This window comes from Streptomyces sp. NBC_01216, from assembly GCF_035994945.1.
GTDB lineage: Bacteria > Actinomycetota > Actinomycetes > Streptomycetales > Streptomycetaceae > Streptomyces.
The window spans coordinates 6,012,143-6,031,055 of sequence record NZ_CP108677.1 but is presented as its reverse complement, the minus strand read 5'-3'; the positions used below and the strand labels follow the sequence as shown (position 1 = coordinate 6,031,055).

Here is an 18,913-nt window from a genome sequence, read left to right as displayed (position 1 = left end):
GTCGTGGCAGAGCAGCCGGCGCGCAGGGGACCGAAGGCGCACGAGGCACGGGTGGTGCGCACAGAGCGAATCACCCCGCACATGGTCCGCGTGGTGCTGGGCGGTGACGGACTCGCCGCCTTCGACGTGGACGAGTACACCGACCACTACGTGAAGCTGCTCTTCGCCCCCGAGGGGGTGAGCTACCCGGAGCCGTTCTCCATGGAACGGATCCGCGAGGAGTTCCCGCGCGAGCAGTGGCCGACGACGCGGACGTACACGGTACGCGGCTGGGACGCGGTCCACCGCGAGCTGACCGTGGACTTCGTGGTGCACGGCGACGAGGGCCTGGCCGGTCCGTGGGCGGCGGGCGCCCGGCCCGGCGACATCATGCGCTTCCTGGGCCCGGGGGGCGACTACGCGCCGGACCAGGCCGCGGACTGGCATCTGCTGGCGGGGGACGAGAGCGCCCTGCCGGCCATCGCCGTCGCCCTGGAGAGCCTGCCCGCGGGGTCCACGGTCCACGCGTTCGTCGAGGTCGCCGACGCGGGCGAGGAGCAGAAGTTCGCCACGGCCGCCGGGATCGACGTGACCTGGCTGCACCGGGGCGCGCGCCCGGCCGGCGAGGCCGTGCTGGAAGCGGTGCGGACCCTTGGTTTCCCGGCCGGTGACGTGCACGCCTTCGTCCACGGCGAGGCGGGCTTCGTGAAGGACCTGCGGCGGCACCTGCGCCTGGAACGCGGAATCCCGCGGGAGCGGCTGTCGATCTCGGGCTACTGGCGCACGGGCAAGACGGACGAGGCATGGCGCGCGATCAAGCGGGAGTGGAACGACCGCGTGGAGCGCGAACAGGAGTCCTGACCGGACCGACCCGGGGCCGCAGGGCCGGCCGCCCGTGACCGGGGCCGTGACCGGGGCGGGGGCCGGCGGGCGCGCCGCAGCGGTCCGGCGCCGGGCCTCCCGTCGGCCACCCGCGGGCGGGGACGGCGCCCGGGGCGCCCCTCCCGGGGGTCCGGGGCGGGCCGCCATGTCACCCCGGACGCCGCCCGGAGTCAGACGTCCGTACCGAAGACCCTCTTCGACGCGTCGATGTGCGCGAGCCTGCGCAGCGCGGCGAACACCGCGTCACCCAGCACCGTTCCCACCACGGCGCTCTCCACGAGCTCCTCACGGACGACGTTGCGCGCGACGTACTCCAGGTCGGCCGCCGCCACCCGCTCCGCCGCGGCCGCGTACACGTCGAGCACCTCCGCGAAGCCTCCGTGCCCCACACCCTCGAGCGCCGCCAGGGCGGTCGCCAGGGCCTCCGCCGCGGGGCAGTCCGGATACGTGTGCCATCCACACCTCTCCACGAGTTCGGCCACCGCCTCGCGCGCGGCGACGACACCCTCCCCCGGGTCGTCGTCGCCGAGCGGCACGACCTGGTCCGCCGCCTCGCCCAGCACCGAGTGCACCGGCCGTTCGGGGTCCTCGATCGCCGTGATCACCTCACGGATGCCCGCCACCGACAGTCCGCCCACGTCCAGCAGCGCCCGGATCAAACGGAGGCGCCTGACGTGCGTCTCGTCGTACGAAGCCTGGTTCGGGCTCGTCAACTGGCCGGCCGGCAGCAGCCCCTCCCGTACGTAGTACTTGATCGTCGGCACCGAGACCCCGGCCCTGCGACTCAACTCTCCTACACGCACAGTCCATTCACCTTCCCGCTTCCCGCTCCGGCCTTGCCGACCGACCTTCCCATCATAGATAGTGGAGCTATCAGATAGTAGCGAGTACCACTATCCATTATTGCGGGGGTTCTCTATGTCCTTGTCGATGCCTCGGATCCGTGATCTCCATCGCCCTCTGGCGTGGTTCTCCGGCTCCATGGCCCTGCTCGCTCTCGTCAGTGCCGCAGGACTGGTCCTCGACGACCGCGTCCTCGTCGGCGTCCCGATCTGGGCCAAGCCGTTCAAGTTCTCCGTCTCGTTCGCCGCCTACGCGCTGACGCTGTCCTGGATGCTCACCCTGCTCCCCCGGGGCCGCCGCGCCGGGTGGTGGGCCGGCACCGTGCTGGCCGTCGCCAGCGCCGTCGAGATGGTGATCATCACAGTCCAGGTGATCCGCGGCAGGCAGAGCCACTTCAACACCGGGTTGCCCCTCGACGCGGCCCTGTTCCAGATCATGGGCGTCACCATCCTCGTCCTGTGGCTCGCCGCGCTCGTCATCGCGATCCTGCTGCTGCGCGCCCGGTTCCTGGACCACGCCACCGCGTGGGCCGTACGGCTGGGCTCCCTGATCGCTCTGGCGGGAGCGGCGGTGGGCTTCGCGATGGTCACCCCGACCCCCGAGCAGCGGGCCGTCGGGGTCGACTCCCCCCTCACGGGCGCGCACAGCGTCGGTGTACCGGACGGTGGGCCGTCCATGCCCCTGACCGGCTGGTCCACGACCGGAGGCGACCTGCGGATTCCTCACTTCTTCGGAATGCACGCCCTTCAGGTGATACCGCTCGTCCTGCTCGCCCTGGTCACGCTCGCGCCGCGGTTCGCCCGGCTAAGCGACGAGCGGGTGCGGCTGCGGCTGACGCTCGTCGCCTCAGGGACGTACGCGGCCACGTTCGGCCTGCTGACCTGGCAGGCGTCGCGCGGCCAACCGCTCCTGGAACCTGACGCCGTGACCCTGTCCGCCGGCGGCGCGATCGTCGTCCTGACGATCGCGTCGGCGGCCTGGTCGGCCCTCTGTCCCTCCCCCACCGGGCCGGAATCCAGTGCCGTCCGTGAGGAGTTCGCCGCATGACCGGCTTCCTTTTCGCCCTGTCCTTCTATCTGGTCGCTCCCGTCTGGCTGTTGATGATCCTGGCTCCCGGGCGGCGTGTCACGGACCGGCTCGCGGCCTCACCGCTGACGGTGCTTCCGGTGCTGACGGTCTATCTGGTGCTGGTGTTCCCCGTCTTCCCGGAGCTCTGGGCCGCCGTCAGCAAGCCGGACATCGACGCCTTCCGCGAGCTGACGGCACTCGCGGGCGGCGCGGGAGCGCTCTGGGCGCAGGTACTGGCATGGGATCTGCTGATCGGCCAGTGGATGTACCGGGAGGGCCGCAGGCGGGGACTGTCACCCCTCCTGATGGGGCCGCTGCTGGTGCTGACGATCCTCCTCTCCCCCTTCGGCCTGCTGCTGTTCCTGGTCCTGCGCGCGCTGCGGAAGCCCGCGGCCGAGCATGCTCTCCCCGACGGAGCCGAGGGAGCCCTGCCACATCGCCTCGGCGAACCGGGCGATTAGACCGGCCACGAGACCGGCCGGCCCCTCGCCATCCACCACACCGGGGAGTCGCGAGGCAGCCCTTAGCCTTTCCGGATGCGAGTGAGCGAACGGGCCGTCGGGGCGGTGCTCGGCTCCGCCGTGGGAGACGCGCTGGGCGCACCCTTCGAGTTCGGGCTGCCGGGTGACTTCCGGGCGCGCTTCCCCGACGGCACCGGAGAGATGTGCGGGGGCGGTGGCTGGGACCCCGGCGAGGCGACCGATGACACCCAGATGGCCGTCCTCGTCGGGGAGTCGCTCCTCGAACGGGGCCGCCTCGACCTTCCGGACGTCTTCCGTCGCTTCCGGTCCTGGGCCGCGGCGGAGCCCAAGGACATCGGCCTCCAGACCGAGGACGTCCTGACGAGCGGTGACCCGTGGGACACCGCCGCCGCCCTCCACTTCCAGGTCAACGGACGTGCCGCGGGAAACGGTTCGCTGATGCGGGCCTCCACCGCCGCGGTCCGCTTCGCCGCCGCCGGCCCGGAGGCCACCCGGGACGCCGCCCGCCGGATCGCGGCACTGACGCATGGCGACCCCGCCGCCTGGGAGGGTACGGCCGTCCTGCACGAACTCGTGCGCGTCGCTCTGCTGGGCGAGGACCCCCTGGCCGCTCTGCCGGACGCGCTCGCCGCCGTCTCCACGGCGCAGCGGGCGCGCTGGGCGACCGTCCTGGCTCCCGACTGGCACCCGGACGACGCCACCGAGTTCAACGGCGCGGTCTGGCCGTGTCTGGGCTCGGCGGTCTGGGCGCTGCGCACCACCGGGTCCTTCGAGGAGTCACTGGCGGCCGCGCTCGACCTGGGCGGCGACACGGACACGGTGGCCGCGGTCACCGGTCTGCTCGCGGGCGCGGTCCACGGCGCCGCGGCGATCCCCGCCCGCTGGACGGCTCCTCTGCACGTGCCCCTGCCCGGCCACGGCCAGCGCACGCTGCGCGCCGACGACCTGCGGGACCTGGCGACCGCCCTGGTCACCTGACCCGCCCCCGTGCCCCCGAAGCCGCCACGAGGTGACAGGGTCTTCCGTACGGCGCACCGAGCCGCGGGGAGAAGGCGGGACGGGAGATCCCGCCGCGCTCCCTCCACCGCACCCGGCCTATCCGGTCTCTCTCCCAGCCCCGGGCACCTCCCCGGACGCCTTCGCGACCGCGACGTCCCCGCCGGGGACAGGCCGGCCGGGCCGGGCCCGTACCGTCCCCAGGACGTCACGGTCCGGCTGGAGCGTCAGGCTCGGCACCGGACGTATCTCGCCGGGGTCGAGGTCCAAATGGAAACGCCGGGCGAGTACCGCGAGGACCAGGACGGACTCGACCATCGCGAAGCGTGTCCCGAGGCAGACCCGCGGCCCCCCGCCGAAGGGGAACCAGGCGTACTCGGGTATCTCCTCGGCCGCCCCACTCCCGGCGGCCTCCCCCTCGGCGCCGTCCGGGCCGCCCTCGGCGCCGCCCGGAGCCGGCCCCCAGCGCTCCGGCCTGAACTCCTCCGGATCGACGAACCACCGGCGGTCGCGGTGGGTCGCCCACTGGCTGCTCCACACCCGTGTGCCGGGCGGTATGGACATGCCCCCGAGGGTCGCGCCCTCCTTGGCGATGCCCGTCAGAAGCCAGATGGTCGGGTAGAGCCGCAGCGTCTCCTTCACCACGGCCTGGGTGTACGTCAGCCGGGCGTAGTCCTCGAAACCGGGTTCGCGGTCCCCGAGGACCCGGTCCAGCTCCTCGGCGAGCGCCTCGCGCACCCGCGGGTTGCGCGAGAGCAGGTGCCAGGCCCACACCAGGGTCGAACTGGTCGTCTCGTGTCCACCGATGTAGAGGGTGACGGTCTCGTCGCGGATCTCCCGGTCGGAGAGGCGGGCACCGGTCTCGTCGCGCGCCGTGAGCAGACGGCTGAGCAGATCGGGCCGGTCGGCCTCACCGTCCCGGTGCCGGGCGACGACCCGGCCGACCTCCGCGTCGATGACGGCGGTGGCCTTCTTGATGCGGGTGCGGCCGGGCGTGGGCACCCAGTCGGGGAGGATGGCGCCGAGCCCGCTGAACTCCGCGCCGATCTCGCGCTGGGCGACGTCCATGGCCCGGCCGATGACCTCGGCGTCGGCCGCGGTGTCGACGCCGAAGATGGTGCGGACGGCGATGAGCTGGGTGAGGGCGGCCATCTCCTTCTTGACGTCGACGCGCTGCCCGTCGCTCCAGCGGTCGGCGAGGGCGACGGCGCACTCCGCCATCGTGGCGGCGTACGAGCGGACCTGCTTCGGTCGCACGGAGGGCTGGACGAGCGAGCGCCGCCGACGCCAGTCGGCGCCCTTGGAGACGACCACTCCGTTGCCCAGCAGGGTACGGAAGGCGATGCCGAGGTCGGGCTGGTCGAAGGTCCGCTCCACTTCGGTGAGGAGTTCACCGATCGCGTCGGGGTGGGCGATGAAGAGGGCGGGACCGGGACCGAACCGCCAGCTGACGAAGTCGCCCCGGTCGCGCAGCCTCTCGAAGAAGGCGAGCGGGTCCTTGCCGAATTCCGGCATGTTCCCGAGCAGGGGCATGCCCCGGGGCCCTGGCATGATCCTCTGACCGTCGGCTGCCTCCGCGGCGGCCTGCGGACCGGCGTGCGTGGTCACGTGTTCCCTCCCAGCGGTGTTGATCCGCGTACGGGTCCATGGAATCGGAAGCGCGCGCCGACGCGCCACCCCTGTGGACAACGCCCTGTGGACAACGCCCGCGGGCGACCGCGACATCCGGTGGAATGCGGAAGGACCCGCGGCACCAGCCACGGGTCCTCCGGCAACCACGTTGCGGCACGGCTCGGATGACGGGAAGTCAGATCGAGGTCAGCCCACGGAGCTGTAGGCGACGACACCTCTGAGGAGGGAGTCCACGGCCTTGCGGGCGTTCTTCGCGACACTGCTGTTCTCCTTGGGCGCCGCTGCCGCGATCTGCCCGAGCACGTCGATGACCTGCTTGCACCAGCGCACGAAGTCCCCGGCGGGCATCTCCGCCTCGCGCAGCACTTCGTCGAGGCTCTTGTCGGAGGCCCACTGGTAGGCGGCCCAGGCGAAACCGAGATCGGGTTCGCGCTGGCCGACACCCTCCGCCTGGTTGATCTTGAAGTCTTCCTCCAGGGCGTCGAGTCGCCCCCAGATCCGCACCATCTCGCCGAGCGCGGCCTTGGCGTTGCCGGTGGGCAGCTTCGGCGCGACGGCGTCATCGGACTGGCGTGCCTCGAAGACCAGCGCCGAGACGCAGGCGGCGAGTTCGGGCGGGGTGAGCCCCTCCCAGACGCCGTCACGCAGGCACTCGCTCGCGAGCAGGTCGAGTTCGCCGTAGAGCCGGGCGAGCCGTTTGCCGTTGTCCGTGACCGCGTCCCCGCGCAGATAGTCGAGCTCGGTGAGGAGCGCGACGATCCGGTCGAAGGTGCGGGCGATGGTGTTGGTGCGGCCTTCGATGCGCCGCTCCAGCTGTCTGGTGTCACGCTGGAGCCGGTGGTGGCGCTCGGCCCAGCGGGCGTGGTCCTCGCGCTCGTCACACCCATGGCACGGGTGAGCGCGCAGTTCCCCGCGGAGCCGGGCGATCTCGCGGTCGTCGGCGGCCGGCGAACGGTCCTTGCGGTGCCGCTCGGGGTTGATGTGTCCCGCCTTGGTGCGCAGGGCGGAGGCGAGGTCGCGCCGGGACTGCGGGGAGCGGGGGTTGAAGGATCGCGGAATCCGCATCCGCTCCAGGGCCTCGACCGGGACCGGGAAGTCGATCGAGGCCAGTCGTTTGACCTGCCGCTCCGCCGTCAGCACGAGCGGCCTGGGCCCGTCGTGGTGTTCGAAGCCGCGGTGCCCGTTGGTGCGTCCGGCGGGGATGCCCGGGTCGATTACCAGGGCGAGTCCGGCGAACTTGCCGGTGGGGACGTGGATGACGTCGCCGGGCTTCAGCCGCTCCAGCGACGCCGCGGCCTGGGCCCGGCGCTGGGCGGCGCCCTGCTTGGCCAGTTCGGTCTCGCGGTCCTTGAGGTCGCGGCGCAGACGCGCGTACTCCTCGAAGTCGCCGAGGTGGCAGGTCATGCCCTCGCGGTAGCCCGCCAGACCCTCCTCGTTCTTCTGGACCTGGCGGGAGATGCCGACCACCGATCGGTCGGCCTGGAACTGCGCGAAGGAGGTCTCGAGCAGTTCACGGGAGCGGCGTCGGCCGAACTGGTCGACGAGATTGACGGCCATGTTGTACGACGGCTTGAAGCTGGAACGCAGCGGGTACGTCCGGGTGCCGGCGAGTCCTGCGAGGTGGCCGGGGTCGAGCCCGCGCTGCCAGAGCACCACGGCGTGCCCCTCGACGTCGATGCCGCGTCGTCCGGCGCGGCCGGTGAGCTGTGTGTACTCACCGGGGGTGATGTCGGCGTGCTGCTCGCCGTTCCACTTGACGAGCTTTTCCAGGACCACGGACCGGGCGGGCATGTTGATGCCGAGGGCGAGGGTCTCGGTGGCGAACACGGCCTTGACCAGCCCGCGTACGAAGAGTTCCTCGACGACTTCCTTGAAGGTGGGGAGCATGCCCGCGTGGTGGGCGGCGATACCGCGCTCCAGGGCTTCGAGCCACTCGTAGTAGCCGAGAACGTGCAGGTCCTCGGAGGGGATCGACGCGGTCCGTGCCTCGGTGATCTCACGGACCCGAAGGCGAGCTTCGTCGTTGTTGAGGCGCAGTCCGGCGTAGAGGCACTGCTGGACGGCGGCCTCGCAGCCGGCCCGGCTGAAGATGAAGGTGATGGCGGGCAGGAGCCCTTCGGCGTCCAGCCGCTCGATGACCTCGGGCCGGCCGGGCGTCCAGATCCGGGACCGCTGACGGCGCTCGCGCTCGCGGTCGGCCTCACGGATCATCTTGCCGCGGCGGCGCTCGCGCGGATTGTACGTCCGGGTGTTCTCGGTCCGGGCCAGGCGCAGCAGGTCGGGGTTGACCTCGCGACGGGAGGAGGCGCGCCCGCCGTGGTCGGTCTCCTCCTCGAAGAGGTCGTACATACGGCGTCCGGCGAGGACGTGCTGCCAGAGCGGCACGGGGCGGCTCTCGGAGACGATGACCTCGGTGTCCCCGCGGACGGTGTCGAGCCAGTCGCCGAACTCCTCGGCGTTGGAGACGGTCGCGGAGAGAGACACCAGGGTGACGGACTCCGGGAGGTGGATGATCACTTCCTCCCAGACGGCGCCGCGGAAGCGGTCCGAGAGGTAGTGGACCTCGTCCATGACGACGTACCCGAGACCGCTGAGGGTCCGCGATCCCGCGTAGAGCATGTTGCGCAGGACCTCGGTGGTCATGACGACGACGGGAGCCTCGGAGTTGACGCTGTTGTCGCCGGTGAGGAGTCCGACCTTGTCGGCTCCGTACCGTTTGACGAGGTCGGCGTACTTCTGGTTCGACAGCGCCTTGATGGGCGTGGTGTAGAAGCACTTCCGCCCCTGGAGCAGGGCGAGGTGGACGGCGAATTCACCGACGATGGTCTTGCCGGAGCCCGTGGGCGCGGCGACGAGCACGCCCTTGCCGGCTTCGAGAGCCTGGCACGCCTCGATCTGGAAGGGGTCGAGACCGAACTCGTACATCTCGCGGAACGGGGCCAGCGCGGTGGCCTGCTCGGCGTTGCGGGCCCGGGCAGCTGCGTACGCTTCGGCGGGTGTGAGGTCCTCTGTCATCTTGTTGTCGAGCCTACCCGCCGCCTCGGACAGTGACGCGATCTTTGTTTGAGCGCCCCGGGGAACGGCGTGGAGGCGGGAACGGGCCGAGCCGCCGGGCGGACGGAAGCCGAGGGCTCGCGGGCGTGGCGCAACGTGTCACCGGGGTCCGTGCCGAGGGCCGTACGGACGGCGCAGCCGGCCTCCCTGAACGCACGAGCGGCCGGCTGCGCGGTGTGTGCGCCCCGGCCGCGTCGCACGGTGGGATCGACGACGAGCGTGATCTCACCGGTCGTGGGTCCCCCCGGAATCCGTCCGGGGGGACCCGACCCCGCAAGATCAGGTGATGTCGTCGTAACCGCCGTGGCGGTGGGCGCGGGCTCCGTCGGCCTCGCCGGTGGACTGCTCGGGCAGGGACCGGCTCGCGCCGACCGGCTCGACGTCGGTGACGGCCTCGGGCGTGAGGTCCAGGGCGGACGCCTCGTCGTCGCCGAGCTCGGCGTCGGGGTTTCGGCGGTTGCGGCGCCGGTCGTTCAGGAGCGAGAAGGCGACGGCGCCGAGGTACAGGACGGTGATCGGACCGGCCAGGGCCAGCATGCCGATCGGGTCCGTGGTGGGGGTGATCACGGCGCCGAAGACGAAGACGCCCATGATCACGCCGCGCCACCAGCCGGCCATGCGCCGGCCGCTCAGGATGCCGGTGAGATTGAGCATCACGAGCACGAGCGGGAGCTCGAAGGCGAGACCGAAGACGAGCACCATGCGCAGGGTGAAGTCGAGGACGTCACCGAGGGACAGGATGTTCGCGGAGCCACCGGGCGTGAGGCTGATGAGCACCTTCACGCTGATGGGGAGGATGAGGTAGGCGAGGTAGGCGCCGGCGGTGAACAGCGGCACCGCGGCGCCGACGAAGGCGTACGTGTACCTCTTCTCGTTCCTGTGGAGGCCCGGCGCGATGAAGGCCCACAGCTGGTAGAGCCAGATGGGGCTGGCGACGACGAGGCCGGTCACGAGGCTGACCTGGATCGTCGTGCTGAAGGGGGCGATCAGCGTGTTGAAGGAGACGATCGCGCAGTTGCCGCCGTCGCTGGTGACGCCGGGGGGGCACTTGGGCACCGACTTCGTCAGGAACTGCATCAGGTCCTCGCTGTACACGAGGGCCACGACGGTGACCGCGGCGATGGCCAGCAGGCCCTTCGTCATGCGGTTGCGAAGTTCACGCAGGTGTTCCACGAGGGGCATGCGGCCCTCGGGGTCCTTCTCCTGCTTGCGGGCAGACTTGAGCAACCCACGTCCTCATCTCGTGCGGCAGGCCGCCGCTCGGCGCGACGGCCGCGGCGGACCGGGTCAGCGCTTGGTGGTGTCCGTAGGCTCGGTCACGGGACGCGAGCTGCTGACGTCGCCGGGCGCGGCCTGGATGGTGCGGGGTGCGGCCTGCTCCGGGGTGCCGGGCTGGGGCGGGTCGGCGGGGGCGTTCTGCTGGTCGTCCGACTTCATCGCCTTGGCCTCGCTCTTGAGGATGCGGGCCGACTTGCCCAGCGAGCGGGCCATGTCCGGGAGCTTCTTGGCACCGAACAGCAGGATGACGACGACGAGGATGAGAATGATCTCGGTGGGGCCGAGCCTACCCATAGCTTTTACCTTCTTCACCGAGGCGACAGGGTGTGCGTGCCCGGCCGGTCGGACAGGCGTCCGGCCACCGTGCTGCCTGCGATCGTAACCCGCACGAGTAAACGCAGGGCAATGCCTGTGGATACTCCTGCTTGCCGACCGGGCGGCCCCGCCGGGGCCGCTCAGCGCAGCGTACGGCACCGCTTCAGTGGAGCGCCTCGCCAGTGCGGGCCAAGCCGTCGGCGGCTCTTTCGAGGTCTTCGGCGGCGCGGTTGATGCGGTCCGTGGTATGGGCGACCTGACGGCCGAGCCGCTGGGCCTCCAGGAAGACCTTGATGCCGAGGACACCGAGGACGGCGACGCCGAGGAATCCGAGAGCGATGGAGAGCATGGGCCAGAACATGCGCCGAGCCTAGTGCCGCGTCAGGCGATATCCGCCCGTCGAGGGCGGCGTCCGGCCCCGTACCGTCTCCTCCGCACGCTCGCCGCGGGGTCAGACGGTGGAGTGCAGTCGCAGGGTACGCACGCCGCCTCCGGTGAGGAGTTCGACGATCCGGTCACCCGCGGGCTTGCGGACGGCGCTGCCGCACTCGGGGCAGGTGAAGGAGTAGAAGGTGGTGCGGCGGCTGGCGCCGATGGCGAGGCGCAGGGCGCTCGCGGCGAGCTCGAAGCGGGAGCGGCAGTCGGGGCAGGCGGCCTTGAAGTAGACCGGCGCGATCGATGTCGTCATTCCGTGCATCACGGACATTCCACTCATCTCTCTCGGCTTGCTGCACGCGCGCGTTCGCGCGACTCCATCGGATGAGGCAGCGGCGTCCCCGGCGCGGGGAACGTCGCCTCCCCCCGTTGCCTCCACGGGCCCCGGCCCGTGGAGGAAGCCCTCCTCACACGCCGTCCTCATAGGCGGCCAGGGCGTCGGCCGCGGCCTGGCGGGCACTGGCGGCCAGCTCCCGCGGCGCGACGATCCGTCCGTCGCTGCCCAACCTGAGCGCGAGCCGGCGCAACGAGGCCGGGGCGGGCGTACGCAAGGTGATGCGTAGTCCTCCTTCGGGGAGCTCCTCGGCCCGGTCGTGGGGGTAGTACTCGGCGACCCAGCGGCCACCGGGCCCGACCTCCACCACGACCTCGGGGTCCTCGGCCGAAGGCTGGACGAGCCCCTCGGACAGGTCGCGCAGTTCGATCTCCGGCGGCGCCGACTGTTCGTCGAGGATCCTGATCTCGGCGACCCGGTCGAGCCGGAAGGTGCGGCGGGCCTCGGAGAGGCGGCACCACGCCTCCATGTAGGTGTGCCCCACCGCGAAGAGCCGGATCGGGTCGACCTCGCGCTCGGTGAGCTCGTCGCGTGCGGGCGAGTAGTACCGCACCCACAGCCGGCGGCGCTCCGAGATCGCGCGGTCCACCTCGGCGAAGACCCCGCCCTCGGACTCGAAGGTCACCGAGAGTCGGGAGCTGGGCCCGGCGGTCTCGCCGGCCGCGGTCTCCAGTTTGGCGGTGGCCCGCAGCAGCGCGTCCCGGTCGCTCTCGCGCAGACCGGGCAGGGTGGCCACGGCGCGTGCCGCGACCAGCAGCGCGGTCGCCTCGTCCGCCGCGAGCCGGAGCGGTTCGGCCGCCTCCGCACCGAGCGCGCCCGGGTTGCGCCACCAGATGCGGTCGCCGTCGGTGTCGATGTCGAGAAGATCGCCGCCGCGGAAACTGGTCCCGCACATCGGCAGCACGTCGAGGTCGGAGATCAGCTCGTCCTCGGTGATGCCGAAGGCGCGCGCAACGTCGGCGACATGCGCGCCGGGGCGCTCCCGGAGGTAGGTGACGAGGGAGAGCATCCGCCTCGTCTGGTCGATCGCGTTCGCAGCCATGCCGTCCGTCCCCTCAGCCCTTGGCCACGGCGCGCAGCCGGTCCATCACGTCGGCCCGCAGGTCGGCGGGCTCCAGTACGACGACATCGGGGCCGAACTCGACGAGCCAGGCGTCCAGGCCGTGCCCGTACGGAATCTCCAGCTCGTCCCAGCCGTCGTCGCCCTCCCGGACCGAGCGGGCGCGCGCCCGCAGCGGGTAGCCGCAGCCGGTGCGCAGCCGGATGCGGGCCGAGCGGGTGGCGATCTCGCCGGACCAGCGCTCGACGGTCTCCCGGACGGTGACGACGTCGGGCACGGGCGCGGTGAAGGCGCCGACCCGGGAACGGACCCTGCCCGTGATGCGGGAGAGACGGAAGACCCGCTCGGCGCCACGGTCGCGGTCCCAGCCGGCCAGATACCAGTGGCCGCGCCAGCATTCCAGCGTCCAGGGTTCGACCTGGCGGGTCTCGGGGCGGGCGGCGGTGGCCTTGCGGTAGTCGAAGACGACCGGCCGGCGGTCACGGCAGGCGAGCATCAGCGGCTCGAAGGCCGCCTCGTGCACGGGGATGCGCGGTTCGAGCGCGCCGTGCTGCACCTCGTCGGTGCCCTCGGTCTCGGGCATGCCGGCGGCGCGGAGCTTCTGCAGGGCGCCACTGGCGGCTCCGGCGAGGCGGGCCTGCTGCCACACCTTCGCGGCGAGACCGAGGGCGGCGGCCTCTTCGGCGTCCAGGGTGACGGGCGGGAGACGGTTGGAGTCGCGCCGGGCGAGGTAGCCCGTCTCACCCTCCAGATTCTCGACGGTCGCGATGACCAGGCCGAGTTCGCGCAGATCGTCCTTGTCGCGCTCGAACATCCGGTTGAACGAGTCGTCGGTGCCCGCTTCCATGTACGCCTCGATGGAACCACGCAGCTCACGCTTGCAGAGCGGACGACGGGTCCCGAGCAGACAGAGCGCCAGATTCATCAGTCGCTCGGCCTTGGCAATCGCCATCGACGCCCTGCACCTCTTCCGCCGGATCCACTTCTCGGACGTCCGACCGTACCGCCCCGGGGTGTCGAGACAAAAGCCGAGGGCCCACGCCTTACGGCATGGGCCCTCGTCCTGACCGTTTCCGGCCGGGTACGACCGATCAGACGGCGACCAGGTCGCAGACGAAGATCAGCGTCTCACCCGGGGCGATCTTGCCACCGGCGCCGCGGTCTCCGTAGGCGAGGTGCGCGGGGATGATCAGCTGGCGGCGGCCGCCGACCTTCATGCCCTGGACGCCCTTGTCCCAGCCCTGGATGACCTGGCCCAGACCGAGCTGGAACTGCAGCGGGGTGCCGCGGTTCCAGGAGGAGTCGAACTCCTCGCCGGTGGAGAAGGAGACGCCCACGTAGTGGACGGAGACGGTGGCGCCGGCCTTGGCCTCCGGACCATCGCCCTCCCAGATGTCCTTGATCTCCAGATCCTTCGGCGGCTCGCCGCCGGGGAAGTCGACCTCGGGCTTCTCGATGCTCACTGAACTGCTCCTCATACCGATGTACTGCGCGTGCGGGACAGTCTTACACCTTCGCCAGGATGTCGAGGGCGAACACCAGCGTGGAGTCCTTCGGGATGCCTTCCTTCTCCTGGTCGCCGAACGCCTGGGACGGCGGGGCGACGATCAGGATGCGGCTGCCGACCTTCTTGCCGGTGATGCCGTCCTTGAGGCCCTTCAGGGTCAGCTTGGCGAGCGGGAAGTTCTCGGTCTTGCCCCGCGCGTAGGTGGAGTCGAAGACCTTTCCGTCCTTCCACAGTGCCGCCACGTAGTTGACGACGACCGTGTCGGTGTCCTTCACGACCTCGCCCCCGGACTCGAGGACGTAGTCCGAGACGAGCTTGGCCGGCGGGTCGGCCTTGGGCACGGTCAGGGAAGGCGCCTTCCCGTCGGTGTTGGTACCGACCTGGGGCAGGTTCTTGTCGTCCTGGGCGACGGCGGTACCGGTGGCGGACTTCGGGATCGTGGTCGCCTTGAGGATGTCCACCACGAACACGAGGGTGGCGTTGGGCTTGATGTCGCCCTGGCCCTGCTCGCCGTAGCCCAGCTCCGGCGGGATGCCGAGTTCCACGCGGCTGCCGACCGTCTGGCCCTCCAGGCCCTGGTCCCAGCCCGGGATGACCGCTCCGGCGCCGAGCGTCAGGTCGAAGGGCTCGCCCCGGTCGAAGCTGTTGTCGAAGGGGGTGGTGGAGTCCCATGCCTGACCCAGGTAGTTCACCTGGATCGCGTCACCCTTCTTCGTGACCGCGCCGTCGCCCTTGCTGATCACGTTGACCTTGAGCTCCTTGGGCGGGTCGCCCTCGCCCTTGGAGAGAGTGGGCTTCTCCCCGAACTTCTCCCCCGCGGTGATGGCGGGGAGTCCGTTCTTCATCGAGGCGGAATCGGAGCCCTTGTCGTCGCCGCCGCAGGCCGCGGTCGAGAGCAGCAGCAGTGGGACGACCAGTAGGCCGGCAAGTCGGCGCACGTGTTCCTCAGATCTCAGACGGCACAGTAGTTGCCGGACACTCTAGAGGGTGGCGGCCCGATCAGACCGGATGCCGCGGGAGGCCCGGGACACGCGAAGGCCCCGCGCACGCGCGGGGCCTTCGACGTGCCGTGGGACCGACGCCCTACATGCCGGCGATCAGCTTCTCCACCCGGTCGTCGACCGACCGGAAGGGGTCCTTGCACAACACCGTGCGCTGTGCCTGGTCGTTGAGCTTGAGGTGGACCCAGTCGACGGTGAAGTCCCGCCGCTGTTCCTGGGCGCGACGGATGAAGTCGCCGCGCAGCCGGGCCCTGGTGGTCTGCGGGGGCACGGACTTGCCCTCGAAGATCTTCATGTCGTTGCAGATCCGGGCGGCCTGGCCCTTCCGCTCCAGGAGGTAGTAGAGCCCTCGGCGGCGGTGGATGTCGTGGTAGGCGAGGTCTATCTGCGCGACCCGCGGGTGCGACATGGTCATGTTGTTCTTCGCCCGGTACCGCTCGATGAGCTTGTGCTTCATGACCCAGTCGATCTCGGTGCCGATGCGGTCGAGGTCCTCCGCCTCGATGGCGTCGAGCGTGCGGCCCCACAGCTCCAGGACCTGGGCGACGGTGCCGGTGCGGATGCCGCGGCGGTCGACGAAGTCCGCGGCCTTCTCGTAGTACTCGCGCTGGACCTCCAGGGCGGATGCCTCGCGGCCGCTGGCGAGGCGGACCTTGCGCTGTCCGGTGATGTCGTGGCTGACCTCGCGGATGGCCCGGATGGGGTTCTCCAGCGTCAGGTCGCGCATCACGGTGCCCGCCTCGATCATGCGCAGGACGAGGTCGGTCGCGCCGACCTTGAGCAGCATGGTCGTCTCGGACATGTTCGAGTCGCCGACGATGACGTGGAGCCGGCGGTACCGCTCGGCGTCCGCGTGCGGTTCGTCGCGGGTGTTGATGATGGGCCGGGAACGGGTGGTCGCGGAGCTGACGCCCTCCCAGATGTGCTCGGCCCGCTGGGAGACGCAGAAGACGGCGCCTCGTGGGGTCTGGAGGACCTTCCCGGCGCCGCAGATGAGCTGTCGGGTGACGAGGAAGGGAATGAGGATGTCCGCGAGCCGGGAGAACTCTCCGTGACGGGCGACGAGATAGTTCTCGTGGCAACCGTAGGAGTTTCCCGCCGAATCGGTGTTGTTCTTGAAGAGATAGACGTCGCCCGCGATTCCCTCCTCGTGCAGGCGGCGTTCGGCGTCGACGAGCAGGCCCTCGAGAATGCGCTCCCCGGCCTTGTCGTGCGTGACCAGTTCGGTCACGTTGTCGCATTCGGGAGTTGCGTATTCCGGATGCGAACCCACGTCGAGGTACAGGCGGGCGCCGTTCCGCAGGAAGACATTGCTGCTGCGGCCCCATGACACGACACGGCGGAAGAGGTAGCGCGCCACTTCGTCAGGAGACAGTCGGCGCTGTCCCCTGAACGTGCACGTGACGCCGTACTCGTTCTCCAGCCCGAAAATGCGGCGGTCCATGACTGAACATTACGCCTGACGGCGTGTGCTGAAACCGGGTTCGGCGGCCCCGTTTCGATCAATTTCCGATGCGTGCGTGTTCTTTTCGGCCTGTCCGGGGTTCCCGCCGCCGGCCGCGACGGCGTGTCGTGCCGTGCGGCCGGGGGCCGCGAGGACCCGGCCGGTGGCCAGGAGGACCAGGAGGGCCGCGGTGCCGCCCGCTCCGGCGACGCCGAAACCCGCCGCGGTGCCGGAGAGTTCGACGACGGGCCCGGCGACGGCGGAGCCGAGGGCGGCCCCGACGCCGAAGGTGGTCACCAGCCACGAGAACGCCTCGGTCACGGTACCGCTCGGCGCGTGCCGGTCCACCACGATGAACCCGCAGGCGAGGGCGGGGGCGAGGAACACGCCGGAGAGCGCGGCGAGCCCGGTCATCGCCGGCACACCCGGCGTGAGCGTCAGCGGCAGGTATCCCAGCGCGAGCAGTCCGACGATCACCCGCAGCCGCCGCTCTGGCGCCCCGGCCCACTGGCGCGCGCCGTAGAGGACACCGCCGACGAGGGCGCCGAGGCCGAGCGCCGCCATCAGCCAGCCGTAGGCCGGTCCGTCGCCCCGATCGTCCGCGTACGCCAGGGCGGCGACGGTGATGGAGCCGAGCGCGAGGCCGACGAAGAAGAAGGAGCCGAGCAGGGCGAGCAGTCCGGGCGAGCGCAGGGCGCCGAGCCAGTGGGCCTCGCGCGGCTCGGAGCGCCAGACGCGCGAGGGCTCGCTGAGCACGACGGAGAGCGCGCCGAGGACGCCGAGGACGTTGATGACGACGAGGGCGACGGCAGGCGACCTCAGGGCGACGAGGAGGGTGAGCAGCAGGGGGCCGAGGGTGAACATGACCTCCTGGGCGACGGCGTCCAGCGCGTAGGCCCGGTGGACCCGGTCCTCGCGGCCCAGCACGCTCGGCCAGAGGGCGCGCAGCCCTCCTTCGAGGGGTGGGGTGAACAGTCCGGCGACGAGGACCGCCGCATAGGCGAGGACGAGGTGGCCGATGCCGCAGACGGCCAGGACGGTCATGCCGAGGGCGGAGACGAGGGCTGCCGGAAGCTGGACGCGCGGCTGGCCCTTGAGGTCGACGGCCCTGCCCAGCAGGGGCTGCCCGACGGCCGTGGCGACGCCGTACGCGGCGGTGAGGCCGCCGGCCAGGCTGTAGCTGCCGCCCTCGGACCGGGTGAAGAGCACGAGGGCGAGGGGGCCGGTGCCGTTGGGGAGTCGTCCGACGAGCGTTCCGACGAGCAGCCGCAGGGCGTGCGGCGCCCTGAGGATGTCGCGATAGCCGCCCGTCGCCTGGGCCTCGATGGCCATGCCGGTCTCCTCTCCCCCGGCACCCACCCCGAGGTTTTACGTATAACGTCTGCCGTCATACGTACCATGACGGCAGTCCGGGGGTCCAGCCCGCGGACCACGGAAGAGCCAGGACCGTCATCGCGGAGGCGCATGTGCACACCCCGGAGCCGCTCGGCGGACCGCGGCCGACCAGTCGGGACGTGGCCAGGGCCGTCGGGGTCTCGCAGGCCACCGTCTCCCTGGTGCTGGGCGACAAGTGGCGCGGCCGTGTCTCGGAGCGGACGGCGGAGTCCGTGCGGGAGGCCGCGGCGGGGCTCGGGTACCGGCCGAACCTCGCCGCCCGCAACCTCCGGCTCGGGCACACCAGGACCGCTCTGCTGGTGGTTCCGGCCCTGACCAACGAGTTCTTCGCCCGCGTCTACACCGGGGCCGCCACGGTCGCCGCCCGGCACGGCTTCGGCGTGGTCCTCTACCCCTCCCCGGACGGCGTGGGGCCGGCCAGGGACCCGTTCGCCTCGGCCCGCGCCGCCCTGGACGGTGTGATCGCCTCCTCGATGGCCTCCGACGCCCTGGGGGCGTTCCGGGGGACGGACCTGCCGCTCGTCATGCTCGACAGCGACCCCGCTGACACCGGGACCGCCGCGCAGGTGAACCTCGACGTGGCCGACGGCATGCGCCAGGTCACCCGGCATCTGCTCGGCCTCGGCCACCGCGACTTCGTCCATCTCGCCTCGGCCGTGCCGTCCTGGACCTTCGACGTGCGCGCCGCGGCGCTGACGGAGGCGCTTCGAGGCAGGACCGTCCGCACCGTGCGGGCCCCCCTGCACGTCGACGGAGCGCGCGCCGCGACGGTGCGCGCGCTGACCGGGCCGGGGCCCCGGCCCACCGCGCTGATCTGTGACGACGACATCCTGGCGGCGGGCGCCTGCAAGGCGGTGCGGCGGCTCGGCCTGCGCGTGCCCGAGGACGTCTCGGTCACCGGCTTCGACGACCTGGCCCTCGCCACGGCGCTGGAGCCCGAACTGACCACGGTCCGGCTTCCCGCCGAGTCCATCGGGGAACGCGGCATGGCCGCGCTCCTCGCGGTGCTGGCGGGTGAGCGGCCGGAGGCGGGCGACCTGCCCGTCACACTGGTTCCCCGCGCCTCCTCGGGTCCGCCGCCACGGCTCTGACCGCCGTCCGGGCAAGCCGGCGGCGGCTGCCGCGCCACGTCCGGGCCGTACCGAGGGGTTCGGCACGGGGCCGGGCGGCGAACGCGCGCCGGGCCTGCGGCGGGCTTTCCGCCGGGC

17 protein-coding genes and 1 pseudogene are annotated in these 18,913 nt (G+C 71.5%); 5 read left to right on the top strand and 13 right to left on the bottom strand.

What is annotated here, in order from left to right; all coding sequences use genetic code 11:
* The first annotated feature begins 3 nt into the window (after positions 1-3).
* Complete coding sequence (locus tag OG393_RS27085; RefSeq protein WP_327377307.1) at positions 4-840, top strand: siderophore-interacting protein; 837 nt, start codon at positions 4-6, stop codon at positions 838-840.
* A gap of 191 nt (positions 841-1,031) precedes the next feature.
* Here OG393_RS27085 and OG393_RS27080 read toward each other — a convergent pair whose 3' ends face one another.
* Positions 1,032-1,664 carry a MerR family transcriptional regulator gene (locus OG393_RS27080; protein ID WP_327377306.1) on the bottom strand — a complete coding sequence of 211 codons (633 nt, stop codon included), beginning with the start codon at positions 1,662-1,664 and terminating at the stop codon, positions 1,032-1,034.
* 127 nt (positions 1,665-1,791) lie between these two features.
* Between OG393_RS27080 and OG393_RS27075 the strand changes: the two genes are divergently transcribed.
* The 3 genes from OG393_RS27075 to OG393_RS27065 all read left to right on the top strand — a co-directional run bounded on the left by OG393_RS27075 (position 1,792) and on the right by OG393_RS27065 (position 4,232).
* Positions 1,792-2,751, top strand: coding sequence for a hypothetical protein (locus tag OG393_RS27075; RefSeq protein WP_327377305.1), 960 nt, complete (start codon positions 1,792-1,794; stop codon positions 2,749-2,751).
* Positions 2,748-3,233 (top strand): ABA4-like family protein, encoded by a 486-nt coding sequence (locus OG393_RS27070; RefSeq protein WP_327377304.1) that lies wholly within the window; start codon positions 2,748-2,750, stop codon positions 3,231-3,233. The genes OG393_RS27075 and OG393_RS27070 overlap by 4 nt, the downstream gene beginning before the upstream one ends.
* 75 nt (positions 3,234-3,308) lie before the next feature.
* Complete coding sequence (locus OG393_RS27065; protein WP_327377303.1) at positions 3,309-4,232, top strand: ADP-ribosylglycohydrolase family protein; 924 nt, start codon at positions 3,309-3,311, stop codon at positions 4,230-4,232.
* Positions 4,233-4,433: 201 nt separating this feature from the next.
* Here the strand turns inward: OG393_RS27065 and OG393_RS27060 are convergent.
* The 12 genes and pseudogenes from OG393_RS27060 to OG393_RS27000 form a co-directional block, all read right to left on the bottom strand.
* A pseudogene (locus tag OG393_RS27060) lies at positions 4,434-5,801 on the bottom strand (cytochrome P450); the annotation flags it as partial.
* A gap of 267 nt (positions 5,802-6,068) precedes the next feature.
* Entirely contained in the window at positions 6,069-8,897 is a 2,829-nt protein-coding gene (locus tag OG393_RS27055; protein ID WP_327377302.1) for a DEAD/DEAH box helicase, read from the bottom strand.
* 318 nt (positions 8,898-9,215) lie between these two features.
* On the bottom strand, positions 9,216-10,118 hold the full coding sequence (tatC, locus tag OG393_RS27045; RefSeq protein WP_327378563.1) for a twin-arginine translocase subunit TatC: 903 nt from the start codon (positions 10,116-10,118) through the stop codon (positions 9,216-9,218).
* A gap of 105 nt (positions 10,119-10,223) precedes the next feature.
* Positions 10,224-10,508 (bottom strand): Sec-independent protein translocase subunit TatA, encoded by a 285-nt coding sequence (gene tatA, locus OG393_RS27040; protein WP_327377301.1) that lies wholly within the window; start codon positions 10,506-10,508, stop codon positions 10,224-10,226.
* Positions 10,509-10,692: 184 nt separating this feature from the next.
* On the bottom strand, positions 10,693-10,890 hold the full coding sequence (locus OG393_RS27035) for a hypothetical protein (protein ID WP_327377300.1): 198 nt from the start codon (positions 10,888-10,890) through the stop codon (positions 10,693-10,695).
* Positions 10,891-10,980: 90 nt separating this feature from the next.
* The gene (locus tag OG393_RS27030) at positions 10,981-11,244 is read right to left on the bottom strand and encodes a hypothetical protein (protein ID WP_327377299.1); all 264 of its coding nucleotides are present in this window, start codon (positions 11,242-11,244) and stop codon (positions 10,981-10,983) included.
* A 127-nt stretch (positions 11,245-11,371) separates the two neighbouring features.
* Positions 11,372-12,340, bottom strand: a complete 969-nt coding sequence (locus tag OG393_RS27025) for a helix-turn-helix transcriptional regulator (protein ID WP_327377298.1) — start codon at positions 12,338-12,340, stop codon at positions 11,372-11,374.
* Positions 12,341-12,353: 13 nt separating this feature from the next.
* On the bottom strand, positions 12,354-13,310 hold the full coding sequence (locus OG393_RS27020; RefSeq protein ID WP_327377297.1) for a helix-turn-helix transcriptional regulator: 957 nt from the start codon (positions 13,308-13,310) through the stop codon (positions 12,354-12,356).
* Between the two features lie 139 nt (positions 13,311-13,449).
* On the bottom strand, positions 13,450-13,821 hold the full coding sequence (locus tag OG393_RS27015) for an FKBP-type peptidyl-prolyl cis-trans isomerase (RefSeq protein WP_327377296.1): 372 nt from the start codon (positions 13,819-13,821) through the stop codon (positions 13,450-13,452).
* Positions 13,822-13,864: 43 nt separating this feature from the next.
* Positions 13,865-14,803, bottom strand: a complete 939-nt coding sequence (locus OG393_RS27010) for an FKBP-type peptidyl-prolyl cis-trans isomerase (RefSeq protein ID WP_327377295.1) — start codon at positions 14,801-14,803, stop codon at positions 13,865-13,867.
* A 145-nt stretch (positions 14,804-14,948) separates the two neighbouring features.
* Positions 14,949-16,310, bottom strand: a complete 1,362-nt coding sequence (gene pafA, locus OG393_RS27005) for a Pup--protein ligase (protein ID WP_327377294.1) — start codon at positions 16,308-16,310, stop codon at positions 14,949-14,951.
* Between the two features lie 9 nt (positions 16,311-16,319).
* Entirely contained in the window at positions 16,320-17,642 is a 1,323-nt protein-coding gene (locus tag OG393_RS27000; RefSeq protein WP_327377293.1) for an MFS transporter, read from the bottom strand.
* A gap of 134 nt (positions 17,643-17,776) precedes the next feature.
* Between OG393_RS27000 and OG393_RS26995 the strand changes: the two genes are divergently transcribed.
* Positions 17,777-18,796 carry a LacI family DNA-binding transcriptional regulator gene (locus tag OG393_RS26995; RefSeq protein ID WP_327377292.1) on the top strand — a complete coding sequence of 340 codons (1,020 nt, stop codon included), beginning with the start codon at positions 17,777-17,779 and terminating at the stop codon, positions 18,794-18,796.
* Positions 18,797-18,913: the final 117 nt, after the last annotated feature.

Bases quoted from the DNA above. Each gene is read 5' to 3' on its own strand.
- pafA (WP_327377294.1), bottom strand. From the start codon at position 16,310: ATGGACCGCCGCATTTTCGGGCTGGAGAACGAGTACGGCGTCACGTGC.
- tatC (WP_327378563.1), bottom strand. From the start codon at position 10,118: ATGCCCCTCGTGGAACACCTGCGTGAACTTCGCAACCGCATGACGAAG.
- OG393_RS27035 (WP_327377300.1), bottom strand. From the start codon at position 10,890: ATGTTCTGGCCCATGCTCTCCATCGCTCTCGGATTCCTCGGCGTCGCC.
- OG393_RS27065 (WP_327377303.1), top strand. From the start codon at position 3,309: ATGCGAGTGAGCGAACGGGCCGTCGGGGCGGTGCTCGGCTCCGCCGTG.
- tatA (WP_327377301.1), bottom strand. From the start codon at position 10,508: ATGGGTAGGCTCGGCCCCACCGAGATCATTCTCATCCTCGTCGTCGTC.
- OG393_RS27055 (WP_327377302.1), bottom strand. From the start codon at position 8,897: ATGACAGAGGACCTCACACCCGCCGAAGCGTACGCAGCTGCCCGGGCC.
- OG393_RS27025 (WP_327377298.1), bottom strand. From the start codon at position 12,340: ATGGCTGCGAACGCGATCGACCAGACGAGGCGGATGCTCTCCCTCGTC.
- OG393_RS27020 (WP_327377297.1), bottom strand. From the start codon at position 13,310: ATGGCGATTGCCAAGGCCGAGCGACTGATGAATCTGGCGCTCTGTCTG.
- OG393_RS27030 (WP_327377299.1), bottom strand. From the start codon at position 11,244: ATGAGTGGAATGTCCGTGATGCACGGAATGACGACATCGATCGCGCCG.
- OG393_RS27070 (WP_327377304.1), top strand. From the start codon at position 2,748: ATGACCGGCTTCCTTTTCGCCCTGTCCTTCTATCTGGTCGCTCCCGTC.
- OG393_RS27000 (WP_327377293.1), bottom strand. From the start codon at position 17,642: ATGGCCATCGAGGCCCAGGCGACGGGCGGCTATCGCGACATCCTCAGG.
- OG393_RS27075 (WP_327377305.1), top strand. From the start codon at position 1,792: ATGCCTCGGATCCGTGATCTCCATCGCCCTCTGGCGTGGTTCTCCGGC.